We start from the raw sequence: 17,241 nt of genomic DNA on the forward strand, positions 1-17,241 counted from the left end.
GCCTCGGCTCTCGGCCGGCAAGGCGCTGCTCGTCACATGGACGGTCAGACGAGGATATCGAGGACGCGCTTCTCAGATTCGATCGTGGATTTGAGCACGGCGGTGTTCACGGAGACGCCGAACGAGGCCGAAGCCAGGTCGGCGTCGGCCGTGACCGGCTCGGCGGCGGATTGCGGCGAGGCGGCGCGGGACGCCGCTCCGTCGAAGCGCTGCATGGCGGCACTCAGGCCTGCCGAACTCGTGGAGACTGCCGAGACCATGAACCGTCCTCGCTGCGTTCCGGCAACTCAGCACGGGAAAGGTAAAAGACGTCCTCAGCGGATTGGCGCAATGCGCTGGGCCGGCCGCGGCTTGATCGGATCGCTTGATTCACTCACTCGGCGATCCCACCTCGCCGCAGGCCGGCAGACTTGCCCTCGCGGGCCCGGAGACAAGGCGTAGCGATGATCGATCTGTACTATTGGCCGACCCCGAACGGCCACAAGGTGACGATGTTCCTGGAGGAGGCCGGTCTCCCCTACACCATCCACCCTGTCGATATCGGCAAGGGCGCGCAGTTCGAGCCGTCTTTCCTGAAAATCGCGCCGAACAATCGCATGCCCGCCATCGTCGATCAGGCCCCTGCCGACGGGGGACAGCCGGTTTCGCTGTTCGAGTCGGGCGCGATCCTGCTCTACCTCGCCGAGAAGACGGGGCGTTTCCTCCCCGCCGACCTGCGCGGCCGGGCCGAGACCCTGCAATGGCTGTTCTGGCAGATGGGCGGTCTCGGGCCGATGCTCGGCCAGAACCACCATTTCTCGCAATATGCGCCGGAGAAGATCCCCTACGCCATCGATCGTTACGTGAAGGAGACGAACCGACTCTACGGCGTGCTCGACCGGCGGCTCGCCGACCGCGCTTTCGTCGCGGGCGCCGACTACACCATCGCCGACATGGCCGCCTATCCCTGGATCGTGCCGTGGGAGAAGCAGGGCCAGCGGCTCGACGATCATCCCAACCTGAAGCGCTGGTTCGAGGCGATCGCCGAGCGCTCCGCCACCAAGGCAGCCTATGCGCGGGCGGCCGAGGTCAACCCGAACTACGGCCGGCCGATGAGCGAGGACGCCAAGCGGGTGATGTTCGGCCAAACCGCGACGAACACCAAGCGCTGAGGCCTACCGCCCGCTGCGCCGGGCGGCCACCGTGGCGAGGCCCGCAAAATCATTGTCGCCGTCGCCGTGGGCGATGGCGTCGAGGAGGTTGTCGCGCAGCACGCTGGCGAAAGGCATCGGCACGTTGACCGCCTCACCCGCGGCGAGCGCAAGGCGGACATCCTTGAGTCCGAGCCGGATGGTGAAGCCCGGCGGCTCGTAGCGGCCTTCCATGATCATCGCGCCGTAATTCTTGTAGACCGGCGAGGCGAACAGGGTGCTGGTGAGCATCTCCAGCACGTCGGCCCCGGCGATGCCGTGCCCCTCCGCGAAGGCGGCCGCCTCTCCCATCGCCTCGATGGCCGAAACCAGCATGAAGTTGCCCGCGAGCTTGACGGCGTTGGCCCGCTCCGGCTCCGCGCCGAAGCGCCAGGTCTTGCTGCCCATGGCGTCGAACAATGGCTGCACCCGCGCAAGCGCCCCGTCATCTCCCGCGGCGATGATGTTGAGCGCGCCCTTTTCCGCTGCGTCCGGCCGGCCGAAGACCGGGGCGGAGATGTAGGCCACACCGGCGCGCCCGTGCACCGCCGCCAGTTCCTTGGCGAGTGCCACCGAGATCGTGGACATGCCGATATGCACGGCCGGACGCTGCCCGGTGTCGAGCAGGCCGCCCTCGACGATGACCGAACGCAGGGCTGCATCGTCAGCCAGCATGGTGATCGCGGCATCACCGGAAAAGGCCTCGGCCGCGCTCCCCACAGGCTCCGCACCCTGAACCGCCTCAGCCGCCTCGGGCGAGCGATTCCACACCCGCACCCGGTGCCCCGCCGCGACGAGCCGCGCCGCCATGGCCCGGCCCATGCGGCCGAGCCCAATGAAACCGACATCCATGTGTCAACTCCGGATTGCTGCCTCGTCCCCGTCGCGGCGGGAACGCCTGGGCGCTCAGTGGGTGTTGAGGAATTCCAGCGTCAGCGTGTTGAACATCTCGGTCGCCTCCATGTGGACGAGGTGGCCGACATTGTTGATGACCTCCGCCTTGCCGTTCGGCATCCGGCCGGCGAGCGAGCGGGCATGGCCGGTGTTGTCGCCCATGCCGGAGCGCATCTCCGCCGGCGCGAAGCCCTTGCCGGGGGCATTGTGGTCGTTGGCCCCCATGATGAACAGGGTCGGCGCCTTCACGAGCGGGATCTCGTGGACGACCGGCTGGCCCCAGATCATCTGGTAGGAGTTCACGAAGGATTTGAGCCAGCGCGGATACTCGCCCGAGCCCTTCACTCGCTCGCGGATCGACACGAACGGCTCGATCGCCGCAGCGGGGATCGAGAGCGCGTAGCTCGTCATCAACTGCTTGCGGTAGGCGTCGGCGCTAAGATCGCCCTCGCGGGCGAGCAGCGTCTCGTCAGAGACCGGTGGGACGGTGAACCGGTAATCCTCCAGCCCGATCGGCGCCTCCAGCACCAGGCTATTCACCCGCTGCGGGTAGCTCCGCGCGAGACGCACCGCGAGCATGCCGCCCATGGAATGGGCCACCACGTCGAACCGCTGGATTTTCAGGCTGTCGGCGAGCGCGATCGTGTCGGCGGCCATCCGGTCGAAGGTGAAGGCACCGACCGGTTTCGAGGACTTGCCAAAGCCGAGCTGGTCGGGGACCACCACCCGGTAGCCCGCGTTCGAGAGGGCGCGAATCACCGGCTCCCAATAGCTCGAAGGGAAGTTGCGCCCGTGCAGCAGCAGCACCGTGCGTCCGTTGGCGTTGTCGGCGGCCGGCACGTCCATGTAGGCGAGGCGCTGGGCTTCACCGTCGCGCGTCAGGGGCAGGAAGCGCACCGGAAAGGGATAGGCGAAGCCTTCGAGGCCGATGCCGAGCGGCTGCTGCTCCTCGGCACGGACGGCAGCCGGTGTCAGTGTCAGCAGCGACGCGAGGAAGAGCGCGAGGCAAGGCGCGAGGCGATGCGCAAGGCGACGCGCAAGGATCGAGTGGGCACGCATGGACACTTCGTCTCCGGTGGCCGGCTGTCAGAAAAAGACGATACAGACACAAAACGTGAGCGCGCCGTCCCAGGCTCGGATTGCCGGAGGAGGGTGCGTAATCGGGCCGGGCTCCGCCCCGACGGCGCGCCGGTGTTGAGGTTAAGCGCGTCGCCCGGTGAGGGACAGATAGGGCGGATCGACAGCCTGCAAGCTCCGGACGGTGGACGGTGACGGCACGGAAATCGGGAGAGGCCGGCGGCGACGGGTTGCCATTGCGGGACCGGCTGCTGGCGCTCTCCGCCATGGCGCTCGCCATCGCCATGGCGGTACTCGATGGAGCGATCGTCAACGTCGCCCTTCCGGTGATCGCCCGCGACCTCGAGGTTCCGGCCTCGGACGCGATCTTCGTCGTCAGCGCCTACCAGATCGCGGTCACCGCCGCCCTGCTGCCCTTCGCGACGCTCGGCGAGATCTGGGGCTATCGCCGGATCTATCTCGCCGGGCTTGCCGTCTTCACGGCCGCCTCGCTCGCCTGCGCGGTCTCGCCGAACCTCGCGAGCCTCACGGCCGCGCGGGTCGCCCAGGGTTTCGGCGCGGCCGGGATCATGAGCGTCAACATCGCGCTCGTGCGCTTCATCTATCCGCATCGACTGATCGGGCGCGGGGTAGGCAACGTCGCGCTCATCGTCGCGGTAGCCGCCGCCGCCGGGCCGACGGTCGCCGCCGCGATCCTCTCCGTCGCGGCCTGGCCCTGGCTGTTCCTCGTCAATGTGCCGGTCGGGCTCGTGGCGCTGGCGGTCGGAGCCCGCACCCTGCCGCACACACCCCGCTCCGCCCGCCGCTTCGACCTGCGAAGCGCCGGCCTCAACGCCCTCACCATCGGCCTGCTGATCGTCGGCCTCGACGGCCTCGCCGATCCTGGCACGCGCTGGCTCGCCCTGGCGACGATCATCGCGTCGGTTGCGGTCGGAATCGTCTTCGTGCGCAGCCAGGTCCGGCTAGCAGCGCCGCTCCTGCCCGTCGACCTCCTGCGGATTCCGGCCTTCGCCCTGTCGATGGTGGCCTCGGTCTGCTCCTTCGCAGCGCAGATGATCGCCTACGTCGCCCTGCCCTTCTACTTCCATGACGGACTGGGCTTCTCGGAGACCCGTACCGGTTTCCTGATGACCCCCTGGCCGCTCGCCATCGCGGCGATGTCGCCCTTCGCAGGCCGGCTCGCCGACCGCTTTCCGCCGGGACTGCTCGGCAGCCTCGGGCTCGTCCTTCTCGCGGCCGGCATGGCGTCCCTCGCCGTCCTGCCGGAGGCACCCACGACCCTCGACGTGGTCTGGCGGCTGACGCTTTCAGGGGTCGGCTTCGGGCTGTTCCAGTCGCCCAACAACAAGGTCATCATCACGAGCGCCCCGCGGGAGCGCAGCGGTGGCGCCAGCGGCATGCAGGCGAGCGCCCGACTCGTCGGCCAATCGGTGGGGGCAGCGCTGGTCGCCGTGCTGTTCGGCCTGATCTCCGGCGGTCCTGTGGGCGCCTTCGCCCTCACCCTCTGGTGCGCCGTCGCCCTGGCGCTGATCGGTGCGGTGGCGAGCGGCTTGCGGAGGACGGGTCCGTGACCGTGCACCGCTGATCAGCACCAAGCCCGCGCTCACGCGTTGTCGCTTCGACAGGGATGATCGCGGCGAGCGGAGGCGGATGATGGACATCGACCTGAAGGGACGGAGCGCCCTCGTCACCGGCTCCACCGGCGGCATCGGCTACGCGGTCGCCCGCGAACTCGGCCGGCTCGGAGCCTACGTCGCCGTCAACGGCCGTACCGCTGAACGGGTGGACGCGGCCATCGTGCGCCTGCGTAACGAGGTCACCGGAGGTGAGTTCATCGCCGGCATCGGCGATGTCGGCACCGAGGACGGTGCGGCCGAGCTCGTCGCCGCCCTTCCGAAGGTCGACATCCTCGTCAACAATGCCGGCATCTTCGAGCCGAAGCCGTTCTTCGAGATCGCGGATGCCGAGTGGCGCCGCTTCTTCGAGGTGAACGTGATGAGCGGCATCCGACTCGCGAGAGCCTACGGCCCCGGCATGGTCGAGCGCGGCTGGGGCCGGATTGTCTTCATCGCCAGCGAGTCGGGTGTGAACATCCCGCCGGAGATGGTCCATTACGGCATGACGAAGACGGCGCAGCTCGCCGTCTCCCGCGGCCTCGCCGAGACGGTTGGCGGCAGCGGCGTCACCGTCAACAGCGTCCTGCCCGGCCCCACCATGACCGAGGGCGTGGCGGATTTTCTGGAATCGATGGGCGGGGGCGAAGGTGACCTCGAGACCAAGGGCCGAGCCTTCATCGCCGAAAACCGGCCGACCTCGCTCCTGAAGCGCCTCGCGCGGCCGGAGGAAGTGGCCAATATGGTGGCCTATCTCTGCACGCCCGCCGCCAGCGCCACCACGGGGGCGGCCCTGCGGGTTGATGGCGGTGTGCTGCGCAGCATCGCCTGAGATCCACCGCTCCCGGGCCCGCCGGACGTACGGACCGGTCTGACCGGTTCCGTACTCCGAGGGACGGTCCGCGAACGGCTCTCTCAGCTCAGGACTTCAGGTGTGCGGCGAGATGCTTGTTCATCTCGAACATCGAGCACTTGTCCTTGCCGAAGATCTTCTTGAGCTTGTCGTCGGCGACGATCTCGCGCTTGTTCTCCGGGTTCTGGAGGTTGTGCTTCTTGATGTGCTCCCACACCTTGCTGACGACCTCGCCGCGCGGCAGGGGCTTGTCGCCGACGATGGCGGCGAGTTCGGGAGACGGCTTCAGGGGCTGCTGAAGCGCGTTGGGCTTGGTGCCGGAGGCAGCCTTGGTGGCGGTCTCCTTTTTCGGGGCACTCTTGGGCGCAGCCGCCTTCTTCTCCGTCGTCTTGGTAGCCATGGTTTCCCTCCGTCCTGCGGACCGGCAGATTCCGTGCCACGAGCCCGAGGGGCATCCCCAAGGGCACGGGGCACTGAGGAGCAACAACTAAGCGGTGCCGCGCCCGTTCCAAGTGGAGAACGGCACCGCTGCGGTGTCCATCCACAGATCAGCGGACCTTTCCGTGGCCTAATCCACCGCCTGAGGGGTTTTTCGTCCCGCTCAGGCGGGTCTCGGGTGATCCCGCCGCCTGTCTCCGCTCCGGATGGGAACCGCGCTCGACGCATCGCATTCAAGCAGGACCCCAGATCGTGAGCTTGCCCGCGAGCCTGTCGGGACGGTCAGAGACATGCTGGAGACGTGAATGCCGACGGATCTGCCCGAAGAGCGGGCCTATCGAAAGCCGGGAACGCTCGAACTGGACCCCGCTTCCGGCGAGGGCGTGGCGACCGACGAGACCCCCCGGCTGATCGCCTCCGACAAGGTCGAGGGAACGCCGGTCTACGACGCCACCGGTCGTCACCTCGGCAGCGTTCACAACTTCATGGTCGACAAGGTGTCGGGACAGGTCGCCTACGCGGTGCTGTCCTTCGGCGGCTTTCTCGGCTTCGGCGAGGCCTACCATCCGCTGCCGTGGAACGCGCTGACCTACTCGGTCGAACTCGGCGGATACGTGGTCGACATCGACCCCGCCGATCTCGAGGGCGCACCGACGCAGGGGCCCGGTGACGACCCGTTCTCCGATCCGCGTTTCGGCGGACGACTCGACGACCACTGGGGTGGCCGAAGGGCACCGACGGTCTGAACCGTCGGTGCCGGATGTGGTTCACGATACCTGATCTGAGAGCGGAGCGCCTTAGAACTTGCCGCCGAGGCCGACGCTGCCGCCCGACCCCATCTGAGGCGCGAGACCACCGGAACTGGTCCGCGTCGTCGGCTCGCCGTCGATCTCCTCCCGGCGGATCCGGCGTGGGCCTTCGTCGGCGGTGCGGGTCTGGCCGCGGATGTTCTTCGGCAGTTCCAGGGGGCGCGTCGGCGCGGCCGCGAGAGGACGGCCCTCATCGTCGGTCTGGGCGCTGCGCAGAGGGCGGCCGGGCAGGGTGCCGCGGGCGGAGGGCGGGGGGCCGAGATCGGTTTCCGGCATGACACCGCCGCCGCCGCCGAGGGCCTGGCAGCCGCCGAGGCTCGCCGCAAGAAGCGCCGCGGCGCAAAGTCTCGACGGGTGAAACATGGATGTCTTGTCCTCGTAGCAGCCGTCCCCGGACACGGACTCGAAAGGCACAGGCTCAAACAGGAGCCCGGCCAGGAGCGTAGCCAAAAGCACGGCCAAGGGTCGGCAACGTTAAGATCCCTGCATCCGTCTAAGGCAGGGTTTGGGCGAAAACCAGATGGCGGTTGCCCATGCCGACCCGCTTGCGGTGGACGAGCAACGACGTCGCGGAGCGGCGGATGACCGGCCTAGGACGGGCCGTTCCGTTGCCAGCCTGGCGGCTGGATCGACTTTTCGTGCCCATCCATAACTTCGCCGCGGTTGGCGGGCATGGACGATGCGTCCGCTCGCCCCATACCGTCCGGTGAGCGGTTGGCTTGTCGCGGCCGGCATGCGGACTTTCCAGACTGTCGAGAGGTGTAGGGGTGCTCAGACTGATCCGGCCGATCGTGACACCGACGATCGTCCTTCTCGCCACGGCGGCTATGGCCGCGGACGGCTCGCCGAGCGCCTCGGGCGAGGCGCCGCCGCCCGCATCCGTCTCGCCTCCCGCTGCGGCGCCGGCTGTACCGGCCGCTCCCGCCAACGGTGCAGTCTCACCGTCCCAGGGCGGCGGCACCCCGGCGGTCGTGCTCGATACCCAAGATTACGAGAGCCTGCTCGGCAAGAGCGTGCGCGCCATGAACGGCGACGATCTTGGCCGGATCATCGACGTCATCATCGATCGCGACGGCCGCCCCCGCGCTGCGGTGATCGATTTCGGCGGCTTTCTCGGCGTCGGCTCGCGCAAGATCGCGGTGGATTGGCGCGTCCTGAAGTTCACCACCGAGGGCAAGGTCGGCCGCCTCACGCTCCAGCTCAACCGCAACCAAGTCCGGGTCTCGCCCGAGTACAAGGCCGGCGAGCCCATCGTCGTGCTCGGCGCCACCAGTCCGGGCGCGGTCGTTCAGCCGGCCGAAGGCGATGCCTCCGCCGCGGCCGAAAAAACCGCCGTCCCGTCCGAGAAGGCCCCCGACCGGCCGCAGGAGAAGACGCCGGACAAATGACGGCAATCCCGGTGACGGAACGGCGCGCATATCCGGCGCGCGAGCGCGACACGCATCGGTCCGACCTCCGCGAGCGGGCCGGTGCTCGCCCGGCGCGCCGCGCGGGTCGCCCGAGCGAGCCCGCGACCGCGACCAGCCCCACCGAGCCTTCGCGACGCGCCACCTACGGCCTCGACGCGTTCACGTTCTTCATCGCCAATCTGCAGACCGGGTTCGGGCCGTTCCTCGCGGTCTACTTCACACAGCAAAAGTGGACGCAGTCGGATATCGGCCTCGCGCTGACGGTCGGTAGCCTCGTGAGCCTGCTCGGGCAGATGCCCGGTGGCGCCTTCGTCGATGCCTCCCGCTCGAAGCGCTTCGCCGCCGGATTCTCGGCCTTCTGGGTCGGAGCGAGCGCGGTGATGCTCGCCGCATTTCCCACCTACCTCGTCGTCATGCTCGCCATGGCGATCCACTCAGCGGCGAGCTGCGTGCTGACCCCGGCGATCGCCGCGATCTCCATCGGCCTCGTCGGGCATGCCCGGGCCGGCGAGCGGTTGGGGCGCAACGCGAGCTTTTCGGCCGTCGGCAATGCCCTCGGCGCCGCCGGCATGGGCGCGATCGGCTACTACCTGTCGAACAATGCGGTGTTCTATCTCGCCGGCATCCTCGTGATTCCAGCGCTGGTCTCGCTCTCGTTCATTCCTTCCGGCCGCGCTATCGAAGCGGCCAAACCCCGGATGGCGGTCCAGGAACCGGAGCCGCGGGAGGCGGGCGGCGTCGCGGCGCTCCTGAAGAACCGAGCGCTTCTGTGCTTTGCCGCCTGCATGGTGCTGTTCTTCCTGGCCAATGCCGCGATGCTGCCGCTTGTCGGCAGCGTCATGACGCTGCGTGCCAGCGAGACCGCCACGGCACTTGTCGCCGCCTGCATCATGGTCCCGCAGGCGGTTCTCGCTCTCACCGCCCCCCTCGTCGGGCGTCTGGCCCAGAGTTGGGGACGCAAGCCACTCCTCGTGATCGGCTTCGCGGCGCTTCCCGTCCGCGGCCTGCTCTTCGCCTTCGTGACCGACCCTTACTGGATGGTGGCGATCCAGATCTTCGACGGCATCTCCGCCTCCGTCCTCGGCGTCATGGTTCCGCTGATCGTCTCCGACGTCACCCGCGGCACCGGCCGGTTCAACACCGCGCTGGGCGCCGTCGGTACCGGCATGGGCATCGGCGCTGCCCTCTCGACAGCACTGGCCGGCTTCATGGCCGATGAACTCGGCAGCCGGCCGGCGTTCTTAGGTCTTGCCATCGTCGGTGCTGCAGGACTCGTTCTCGTTCTGCTGATCATGCCTGAGACGCGGCGGAGGGACGGGGACGAGGGACGCGCACCGTCTTGACCTGCGCGGGCCGACGCGGTTGGAGTCGTCGTGCGTCGCGCATCCGCTCAAGCTCGGTTCATCTTCGCTCCGCTATCCGGCGGAAAGCTGCGCGCGCTTGAAACATAAGGCGACGCTTCGCGTTGCGGTTTAAGGGCGGTTCGTGCGCCCTCCAGCCACAATCGGCGCCCAGCGGGTCTGATCGAATCGGGACTGACGATCGCGATGGAAGATCTCTGCCAATACGCCAACAGACCGGGGGCCTTTGTCGGGCGCTACCTCAAGCGCCGGATCATCCCGCACCTCGTGATCATGTTCTCCGTGCTCGGTGCCGTGACCTTCTCGGTTTCGACCGATTACGCGCTGAAGGGGGTGGTCGATGCCCTCGGCAAGGGTCCGAGCACCGGTCAGGTCTGGTCGGCGCTTGCCCTGCTGATCGCTTTCATCGCCGCCGACAACATGCTCTGGCGTGTGGCGGCTTTGGTGGGCGCCTTCACCTTCGTTGGGGTGACCGGCGACATCCGCCGCGACCTCTTCCGGCACATGACGGGTCACGCGCCCTCGTTCTTCGCCGACCGGCAACCGGGCACGCTGGCCTCGCGCATCACCGCGACCTCGAACGCGATCTTCACCGTCGAGAACATGTTCACGTTCAACGTGATGCCGCCCTGCGTGGCGGCCACGCTGTCGATCATCTACATCGGCACCGTGAACATGACGATGGCGCTCGTGCTCGCCGGCATCTTCGCCGCGGTCGTGCTGCTGATGTTCAAGATGGCGTCCGCCGGAAAGCCGCTGCACCACGACTTCGCCGCGAAGGCCGCGAGTGTCGACGGCGAGATGGTCGACCTTGTCGGCAACATGCCGCTGGTGCGTGCCTTCTCCGCGTTCAACCGTGAATTCGTGCGCTTCGACGGCACCATCGGCACCGAGATGCGGGCACGCCGCTCCTCGCTCCTCTACCTCGAGAAGCTGCGCATCACCCACGCCATCCTCACTGTGCTCTCGATCCTCGGCCTCCTCTACTGGTCGATCAAGATGTGGGAGGCCGGTCAGGCCACGACCGGTCAGGTCGTGCTGGTCTGCACGCTCGGCATTCGCATCCTCGCCGCGACCCGCGACCTTGCCGTGGCGCTCGTGGACGCGACCCAGCACACCGCCCGGCTCTCGGAGGCGCTGCACACCCTGCTGCAGCCGCACGAACTCGTCGATCACCCGGAGGCGGAGCAACTCGTCGGCCAGACCGGTGCGGAGATGCATTTCGACCACGTGGCCTTCAGCTATCCCGACGGGCGCACCGTGTTCTCCGATTTCGACCTGCTGATTCCGCCGGGTCAGACCGTTGGGCTCGTCGGCAAGTCGGGCGGCGGCAAGTCGACCCTGTTCTCGCTGATCCAGCGCTTCTACGAGGTGCAGGGCGGGCGCATCCTCATCAACGGGCAGGACATCAACCGGGTCACGCAGGAGTCGCTACGCGAGGCGATCACGGTGGTGCCGCAGGATGTCTCGATGTTCCACCGGTCGCTTCGCGAGAACATCCGCTACGGCCGTCCCGACGCGACGGACGAAGAGGTCTGGAAGGCGGCCGAGGCCGCCCACTGCACCGACTTCATCCAGGCCCTGCCGGAGGGCTTCGACACCATCGTCGGCGACCGCGGCGTCAAGCTCTCGGGCGGCCAGCGTCAGCGCATCGCCATTGCCCGCGCGATCCTGAAAGACTCGCCGATCCTCCTGCTCGACGAGGCGACCTCGGCCCTCGACGCCGAGTCGGAGGAGGCGATCCGCGCCGCGCTCGCAAACCTGATGAAGGGCCGCACGGTGATCGCCATCGCGCACCGGCTCTCGACGCTGAAGGACTTCGACCGGATCGTCGTGCTGGAGGGCGGCAAGATCATCCAGGACGGCTCGCCGGAGAAGCTCACCCATCTCGATGGGTTCTATCGCGAGCTGATGAAGAAGGAATCGATGTCGATGTCGCTGGCCGCGGCCTGACATATGGAGCGTCCTGACTGCCGGATCGGCGGACGGGGTGCAAAAATCGAGAGGCGGAGAGACAATCCCTTCGTGAGGCCGGACGGTTCTTCCACCGCCCGGCCTTTCTCTTTTCATGAGACAGAGCCGGAGCGCGCCGTGGCCGAACAGCAATTCGCCAGCGACAACTATGCCGGGATCTGCCCCGAGGCGTTCGAGGCGATGCAAGCGGCTAATGCGGGCCATGCCCCTGCCTACGGCGCCGATCCCTGGACACAGGCCGCCGCCGACGGCTTCCGGCGCCTGTTCGAGACCGATTGCGAGGTGTTCTTCGTCTTCAACGGCACGGCGGCCAACTCGCTGGCCCTGGCCTCGCTGTGCCAATCCTATCACAGCGTCATCTGCGCCGACTCGGCGCATATCGAGACTGACGAGTGTGGTGCGCCGGAGTTCTTCTCCAACGGCTCGAAGCTGCTCACCGCCGCGACCGAGGACGGGAAGCTCACTCCCGAGATCGTGCGGACGATCGCGGGCAAGCGCAGCGACATCCATTTTCCGAAACCGCGGGCGGTGACGCTGACCCAATCGACCGAGACGGGGCGCGTCTATGCTCTCGATGAGGTCGCGGCGATCGCTGAGGTCTGCCGTGCTTCAAGCCTGCGCCTGCACATGGACGGCGCCCGCTTCGCCAATGCCTGCGCCTCGCTCGATGCGTCGCCGGCCGCGCTGACTTGGAAGGCCGGGGTCGATGTGCTCTGCTTCGGGGGCACCAAAAACGGCATGGCGGTGGGCGAAGCGGTGATCTTCTTCGACCCGCGGCTCGCCGCAGATTTCGATTATCGCTGCAAGCAGGCGGGCCAGCTCGCCTCGAAGATGCGCTACCTCTCGGCGCCCTGGGTCGGCATGCTGGAGAGCGGTGCGTGGCTCGACAATGCCCGCCACGCCAACGCCTGCGCCCAGCGCCTTGTGCGGGAAATTGCCGATGTGCCGGGCATCTCGCTCGCGGCTCCGGTGGAGGCCAACGGCGTGTTCCTGAACCTGCCGGCACCGGTCCAAGAGGCGCTACGTGCCCGCGGCTGGCAGTTCTACGGCTTCATTGGCGGGGCGTCCCGCTTCATGTTCGCCTGGGATTCCGATCCCGCACGAGTGGATGCGCTGGCGCGCGACATTCGCCTCTGCGCCCTGCCCGCGGCCGCTTGAAAGCGGTTCTGCAGGAGCAACGGATCAGACGAGATAGGTGATGGTGGCAGCCAGTGCTGTCGCCACGGTCGCAATGGCGAAACCTGATGACGAGAGCAGCATCGAGGAACGCGGAATGACCGGCTCCGGCTCGTCGGCGTAGCCGAAGGCGTGGCCGGCAGCCTGCTCGAGCCGCATGAGGGAGATGTGACGCGCTTGGGCTGCAGCGGGGGTCATCGGCATGGCTCCCTTACGGTCAAGCTGACCTTGTTGAGTTAACGTCCGGAAACCATCTCCTGTTCCCACCGCCATTCTGCGCCGCGCCCCTTAACGCTTCGCCGCCTCGCTTCGGCCGCAGGATTGCGGCCCACCGCAGGTGTCGTGAGGCACTCTTAACCATCCGCCCGCATCACTGAGATGACATCGCGCTGGCCGCCCTGGGACGGTCGGACTTCGAACGTGACGGGTCGTCGTGATACTGCGACCGGCGGAAGCGAACAGAAGACTTTTTGTTTCCTGTTTGTTCCGCTACAACGAGGGTATGAAGAGCCATGCAGCCCGTCTCCGACCCGATTCGAGGAGCCGTCGCGTGAGTGATCCGGCACGCGACCTGTTCGGGCCGGGAAGCAAGCCGCCCGCTGCGGAAGTCGAGCGGCGGCGACGTCTCACCCCCGTGGCACCGCAGCCTGCACCCGCTCCGGAAGCGGCGGAGGCCGGCTACGACGCCTCGACCATCGAGGTGCTGGAGGGGCTCGAGCCGGTGCGGCGCCGGCCGGGCATGTATATCGGCGGCACCGACGAGCGGGCGCTGCACCACCTCTTCGCCGAGGTGATCGACAATTCCATGGACGAGGCAGTCGCGGGCCACGCGAGCTTCATCGAGGTGGAGCTGGAAGAATCGGGCGCCCTCGTCGTCACCGACAATGGCCGCGGAATTCCCGTCGATCCGCACCCGAAATTCCCGGGCAAGTCCGCGCTCGAGGTCATCATGACCACGCTGCACGCGGGCGGCAAGTTCGACTCGAAGGTCTACGAGACCTCCGGCGGCCTGCACGGCGTCGGCATCTCCGTCGTCAACGCGCTCTCGGACGTGCTGGAGGTCGAGGTCGCCCGCAACCAGACCCTCTACCGCCAGACGTTTTCCCGCGGTCACGCGCAGGGAAGCCTGGAGACGGTCGGCCGGGTGCAGAACCGCCGCGGCACGCGCGTGCGTTTCCACCCCGACGCGCAGATCTTTGGCTCGCTGAAGTTCGATCCGCGCCGCCTGTTCAAGATGGCCCGCTCCAAGGCCTATCTGTTCGGCGGCGTCGAAATCCGCTGGCGCTGTGCCCCTGCCCTGCTCGAAGGGTTGGAGGACGTGCCGGCCGAGGCCGTGCATCGCTTCCCCGGCGGTCTGTCCGACTATCTCGCCCGCGACATTGAGGGGAAGGAACTCGTCCTCGACTCCATCTTCTCCGGCAAGGTGACCAAGCCCGGCTCGCACGGCTCGCTCGAATGGGCGGTGGCCTGGACAGTGGCCGACGACGGCGTCTCGCATTCCTACTGCAACACCATTCCGACGCCGGAGGGCGGCACCCACGAATCTGGCCTGCGTGTCGCGCTGCTGCGGGCCCTGCGCGAGCACGCCGAGCGGGTGAATCAGGCCAAGCGCATGACGTCGGTGACCACCGACGACGTGATGGCGACCTGCGCCTCCATGCTCTCGGTCTTCATCCGCGAGCCGGAATTCCAGGGCCAGACCAAGGACAAGCTCGCGACGGTGGAGGCCTCCCGCATCGTCGAGACGGCCGTGCGCGACGCCTTCGACCACTGGCTTGCCGCCTCGCCCGCCCAAGCCAACAAGCTGCTCGACTGGGTGATCGACCGGGCGGAGGAGCGCCTGCGCCGCCGCCAGGAGAAGGAAGTCGCCCGCAAGTCGGCCACGCGCAAACTTCGTCTGCCCGGCAAGCTCGCCGACTGCTCGGCCGCCGGCACCGCTGGCTCGGAGATCTTCATCGTCGAGGGCGACTCGGCCGGTGGCTCCGCCAAGCAGGCCCGCGACCGCGCGACTCAAGCCGTGCTCCCCCTGCGGGGTAAGATCCTGAACGTCGCCTCGGCGAGCCGCGACAAGCTCGGAGCCAACCAGCTCATCTCGGACCTGACGCTGGCGCTCGGCTGCGGCACCGGCGCCAACTTCCGCGAGGGAGATCTTCGCTACGACAAGGTCATCATCATGACCGACGCGGACGTGGACGGCGCCCACATCGCCTCGCTCCTGATCACCTTCTTCTATCGGCAGATGCCCAAGCTCATCGACAAGGGTCATCTCTATCTGGCGATCCCGCCGCTCTACCGAATCAGCCAGGGCGCGAAATCGGCCTATGCCCGCGACGACGCGGACAAGGAGCGGATCATCAAGACCGTGTTCAAGAACGGCAAGGTCGAGATCGGCCGCTTCAAGGGCCTCGGCGAGATGATGCCGGCGCAGTTGAAGGAGACGACGATGGACCCGCGCAAGCGCACCCTCCTGCGCGTCGCGATCCTCGACGAGGCACGGGAATCGACCGGCGACACGGTGGAGCGCCTGATGGGCAACAAGCCGGAGGCGCGCTTCGCCTTCATCACCGAGCGGGCGGCCTTCGCGGACGGGACGGAACTGGATATCTGATCCGACTCCGTGCCGCGTGAACGGTCCGGCGCTGGTGCTCACGTGGCGTTGGTTGGCCCGTCCGGTCAGTTCGGTTCGGCCGTCGCCCTCGCCTTCTCCGTGATCTCAACGATCCGGCCTTCTGCCAAGTGCAGTACCCGGTCGGCGGCGCCGAAGTAGCGGTCGTCGTGGCTGATGACGACGAGCGTTCGTCCACTGCGGCGCAGGTCCGGCAGCATCTCCTCGTAGAAGCGCCGCCGAAAGGTCGGATCCTGCTCCGCTGCCCACTCGTCCAGCACGAGGACCGGTCGTCCTTCAAGGGCAGCCTGCACCAGGGCAAGGCGCTTGCGCTGGCCGGTCGAGAGATCGGTGGTGGAGAAGCGCCCGTCGCTGATATCGACCTTCTGGGCGAGATCGAGCCGTTCGAGTAGCGGCCGAGCGGCCTCCGCGCTGTCACCTTCGGTGGGGATCAGTTCCTCGAATAGGTGGTAGTCGAAGAAGATCGCCGAGAAGTGCTGGCGGTACGCGTCGCGCGTCTGCGCCGTTACCGGTACGCCGTCGAGCAGGATGGTCCCGGATTGCGGCGGGTAGAGGCCGAGCAGCAGCTTGATCAGCGTCGTCTTGCCCGAGCCGTTCTCGCCGACGATGAACAGGATCTCGCCACCCCGGATCGTCAGGTCGATCGGGCCAAGAGTGAAGGGCGCCTCCTCGTCCGCCGCTGGGAAGCCGTAGCTCACGCCGCGCAGAGTGATCTCGCGGATGCGGCGGGCCGCTACTGACGACGTGGCCGAGAGAAGGCCGGCCTCCGCCTCCGCCCCTTCCTCCGAGAACTCGGCGATGCGCCGGTAGGCGATCTGAGCCTCGCCGATCACCGGCACGAAATGGATGAGCTGCGCGATCGGCGCCTGGATGTAGAGCAGCACGAGCACGAAGCCGGAAAGTTCGGCGCCGCCGATGCCGGCCAGGGCCTTGTAGGCGATGAGACCGGCGAACAGCAGGAAGTTGGTCGATTGGCTCAGCATCGACAGCCATTGCTGGATGACGGCGATCCGCGTCATCAAATGGCGTGCCTGCTCGATGCAGTCCTTGAGCGCGACGTCGCGGAGGTGTAGCCGACGCTCGCGGCCGATCCGCAGCTCCTTCGCCGCCTCGGTCAGGGTGAGGTAGTGCTTCTGAGTCGCCTCGCGATTCTTGCGGATCTCCTCGAAGTACCGAAGCATGTTCCGGCGCAGAGCGTTCGCGCCGAGGCTCTCGAGGATCAGGACCGTCGCCGTCACCGCCGACAGGGCGGGTGACAGGAGGATCATGTAGGCACCGCAGCCGATCAGCGTCCCGCCCGCGACCACGATCGGCGAGAGAAACGCGATGGCCGTGAAGATGGTGTCCACGTCGCCCTGGAGCGAGGCGAGCAGCTTGTGCTTGCCGAGGCGCTCGATCCGCTCGATCGGCGCGGTCAGGATCTTGTCGGTGAGGTCGCGGCTGAGTGCCGCCTGGATGCGTCCGCCCGCGTAGGCGTTGCCGAGGCTGGCCGCAAAGGTCCCGAGAACGCTCAGGGCTGCAAAACCGGCGAAGGCCAGCAACACGCCGTTGGCGAGCACACCCTCGCCGTAAAAGGCCTCGTTGATCTTGGCCAGAGCGGCCGCGGTGGCAAGGCCGCCGACCGCCCCGAGCGCTGTGGCCACTGTCACCAGCGGCCAAACCGGCCTGAGCAGCCGGATCGCGTCGTGTACGAAGTGACGAAGGATTGCGCCGTCCTGCCCCATGCGCGCCGATTCTCCTGAGCACAATCGCCGCCTGCTGCTGCGACCAGGGCATCGGCACTAACGACAGGTCCGGTGAAGGTGAAATGCCGATCGGGCACAGGTCACCCCTCGCTAGGGT

16 protein-coding genes are annotated in these 17,241 nt (G+C 67.6%); 9 read left to right on the forward strand and 7 right to left on the reverse strand.

The features are described 5' to 3' along the window. Positions 1-44 precede the first annotated feature (44 nt). Positions 45-215 (reverse strand): hypothetical protein, encoded by a 171-nt coding sequence (locus FHU13_RS05850; protein WP_246714497.1) that lies wholly within the window; start codon positions 213-215, stop codon positions 45-47. 228 nt (positions 216-443) lie between these two features. Here FHU13_RS05850 and FHU13_RS05855 point away from each other — a divergent pair, with 228 nt between their 5' ends. After that, positions 444-1,151 (forward strand): glutathione S-transferase N-terminal domain-containing protein, encoded by a 708-nt coding sequence (locus FHU13_RS05855; protein WP_183434934.1) that lies wholly within the window; start codon positions 444-446, stop codon positions 1,149-1,151. 3 nt (positions 1,152-1,154) lie between these two features. Here the strand turns inward: FHU13_RS05855 and FHU13_RS05860 are convergent, their stop codons facing one another. Continuing rightward, the gene (locus tag FHU13_RS05860) at positions 1,155-2,021 is read right to left on the reverse strand and encodes an NAD(P)-dependent oxidoreductase (RefSeq protein ID WP_183434935.1); all 867 of its coding nucleotides are present in this window, start codon (positions 2,019-2,021) and stop codon (positions 1,155-1,157) included. Between the two features lie 54 nt (positions 2,022-2,075). Continuing rightward, entirely contained in the window at positions 2,076-3,122 is a 1,047-nt protein-coding gene (locus tag FHU13_RS05865; protein WP_183434936.1) for an alpha/beta hydrolase, read from the reverse strand. Positions 3,123-3,406: 284 nt separating this feature from the next. Here FHU13_RS05865 and FHU13_RS05870 point away from each other — a divergent pair, with 284 nt between their 5' ends. Beyond that, complete coding sequence (locus FHU13_RS05870) at positions 3,407-4,711, forward strand: MFS transporter (RefSeq protein WP_246714524.1); 1,305 nt, start codon at positions 3,407-3,409, stop codon at positions 4,709-4,711. Positions 4,712-4,793: 82 nt separating this feature from the next. Next, entirely contained in the window at positions 4,794-5,585 is a 792-nt protein-coding gene (locus FHU13_RS05875; protein WP_183434938.1) for an SDR family NAD(P)-dependent oxidoreductase, read from the forward strand. Positions 5,586-5,673: 88 nt separating this feature from the next. Here FHU13_RS05875 and FHU13_RS05880 read toward each other — a convergent pair whose 3' ends face one another. Beyond that, on the reverse strand, positions 5,674-6,006 hold the full coding sequence (locus FHU13_RS05880; RefSeq protein ID WP_017486375.1) for an SWIB/MDM2 domain-containing protein: 333 nt from the start codon (positions 6,004-6,006) through the stop codon (positions 5,674-5,676). Between the two features lie 343 nt (positions 6,007-6,349). On the opposite strand from FHU13_RS05880, the gene FHU13_RS05885 reads away from it, so the two are divergent. Continuing rightward, positions 6,350-6,790, forward strand: a complete 441-nt coding sequence (locus tag FHU13_RS05885) for a PRC-barrel domain-containing protein (protein ID WP_183434939.1) — start codon at positions 6,350-6,352, stop codon at positions 6,788-6,790. A 51-nt stretch (positions 6,791-6,841) separates the two neighbouring features. Here FHU13_RS05885 and FHU13_RS05890 read toward each other — a convergent pair whose 3' ends face one another. Next, positions 6,842-7,216 carry a hypothetical protein gene (locus FHU13_RS05890; protein ID WP_183434940.1) on the reverse strand — a complete coding sequence of 125 codons (375 nt, stop codon included), beginning with the start codon at positions 7,214-7,216 and terminating at the stop codon, positions 6,842-6,844. A gap of 404 nt (positions 7,217-7,620) precedes the next feature. On the opposite strand from FHU13_RS05890, the gene FHU13_RS05895 reads away from it, so the two are divergent. From FHU13_RS05895 to FHU13_RS05910, 4 genes are all read left to right on the forward strand, one after another. Beyond that, a complete protein-coding gene (locus FHU13_RS05895; protein ID WP_183434941.1) occupies positions 7,621-8,241 on the forward strand; it encodes a PRC-barrel domain-containing protein in 621 nt (206 codons plus the stop codon). Continuing rightward, on the forward strand, positions 8,238-9,605 hold the full coding sequence (locus FHU13_RS05900) for an MFS transporter (protein ID WP_183434942.1): 1,368 nt from the start codon (positions 8,238-8,240) through the stop codon (positions 9,603-9,605). The genes FHU13_RS05895 and FHU13_RS05900 overlap by 4 nt, the downstream gene beginning before the upstream one ends. Positions 9,606-9,809: 204 nt before the next feature. Further along, positions 9,810-11,576: an ABC transporter ATP-binding protein gene (locus FHU13_RS05905; RefSeq protein ID WP_183434943.1), complete on the forward strand. Its 1,767-nt coding sequence runs from the start codon at positions 9,810-9,812 to the stop codon at positions 11,574-11,576. A gap of 138 nt (positions 11,577-11,714) precedes the next feature. Continuing rightward, the gene (locus FHU13_RS05910; RefSeq protein ID WP_183434944.1) at positions 11,715-12,755 is read left to right on the forward strand and encodes a threonine aldolase family protein; all 1,041 of its coding nucleotides are present in this window, start codon (positions 11,715-11,717) and stop codon (positions 12,753-12,755) included. A 24-nt stretch (positions 12,756-12,779) separates the two neighbouring features. Here FHU13_RS05910 and FHU13_RS05915 read toward each other — a convergent pair whose 3' ends face one another. Next, positions 12,780-12,971, reverse strand: coding sequence for a hypothetical protein (locus tag FHU13_RS05915; protein ID WP_183434945.1), 192 nt, complete (start codon positions 12,969-12,971; stop codon positions 12,780-12,782). A 352-nt stretch (positions 12,972-13,323) separates the two neighbouring features. On the opposite strand from FHU13_RS05915, the gene parE reads away from it, so the two are divergent. Continuing rightward, a complete protein-coding gene (parE, locus tag FHU13_RS05920; RefSeq protein WP_183434946.1) occupies positions 13,324-15,381 on the forward strand; it encodes a DNA topoisomerase IV subunit B in 2,058 nt (685 codons plus the stop codon). Between the two features lie 65 nt (positions 15,382-15,446). On the opposite strand, the gene FHU13_RS05925 is transcribed toward parE, so the two are convergent. Next, positions 15,447-17,123 carry a cyclic peptide export ABC transporter gene (locus FHU13_RS05925; protein WP_183434947.1) on the reverse strand — a complete coding sequence of 559 codons (1,677 nt, stop codon included), beginning with the start codon at positions 17,121-17,123 and terminating at the stop codon, positions 15,447-15,449. Between the last annotated feature and the right edge of the window lie 118 nt (positions 17,124-17,241).

The sequence above is a fragment of the Methylobacterium sp. R2-1 genome, assembly GCF_014191355.1.
GTDB lineage: Bacteria > Pseudomonadota > Alphaproteobacteria > Rhizobiales > Beijerinckiaceae > Methylobacterium.

Coding starts and splice junctions, on each gene's coding strand:
- FHU13_RS05850 (WP_246714497.1), bottom strand. CDS start 215: ATGCAGCGCTTCGACGGAGCGGCGTCCCGCGCCGCCTCGCCGCAATCC.
- FHU13_RS05855 (WP_183434934.1), top strand. CDS start 444: ATGATCGATCTGTACTATTGGCCGACCCCGAACGGCCACAAGGTGACG.
- FHU13_RS05860 (WP_183434935.1), bottom strand. CDS start 2,021: ATGGATGTCGGTTTCATTGGGCTCGGCCGCATGGGCCGGGCCATGGCG.
- FHU13_RS05865 (WP_183434936.1), bottom strand. CDS start 3,122: ATGCGTGCCCACTCGATCCTTGCGCGTCGCCTTGCGCATCGCCTCGCG.
- FHU13_RS05870 (WP_246714524.1), top strand. CDS start 3,407: ATGGCGCTCGCCATCGCCATGGCGGTACTCGATGGAGCGATCGTCAAC.
- FHU13_RS05875 (WP_183434938.1), top strand. CDS start 4,794: ATGGACATCGACCTGAAGGGACGGAGCGCCCTCGTCACCGGCTCCACC.
- FHU13_RS05880 (WP_017486375.1), bottom strand. CDS start 6,006: ATGGCTACCAAGACGACGGAGAAGAAGGCGGCTGCGCCCAAGAGTGCC.
- FHU13_RS05885 (WP_183434939.1), top strand. CDS start 6,350: ATGCCGACGGATCTGCCCGAAGAGCGGGCCTATCGAAAGCCGGGAACG.
- FHU13_RS05890 (WP_183434940.1), bottom strand. CDS start 7,216: ATGTTTCACCCGTCGAGACTTTGCGCCGCGGCGCTTCTTGCGGCGAGC.
- FHU13_RS05900 (WP_183434942.1), top strand. CDS start 8,238: ATGACGGCAATCCCGGTGACGGAACGGCGCGCATATCCGGCGCGCGAG.
- FHU13_RS05905 (WP_183434943.1), top strand. CDS start 9,810: ATGGAAGATCTCTGCCAATACGCCAACAGACCGGGGGCCTTTGTCGGG.
- FHU13_RS05915 (WP_183434945.1), bottom strand. CDS start 12,971: ATGACCCCCGCTGCAGCCCAAGCGCGTCACATCTCCCTCATGCGGCTC.
- FHU13_RS05925 (WP_183434947.1), bottom strand. CDS start 17,123: ATGGGGCAGGACGGCGCAATCCTTCGTCACTTCGTACACGACGCGATC.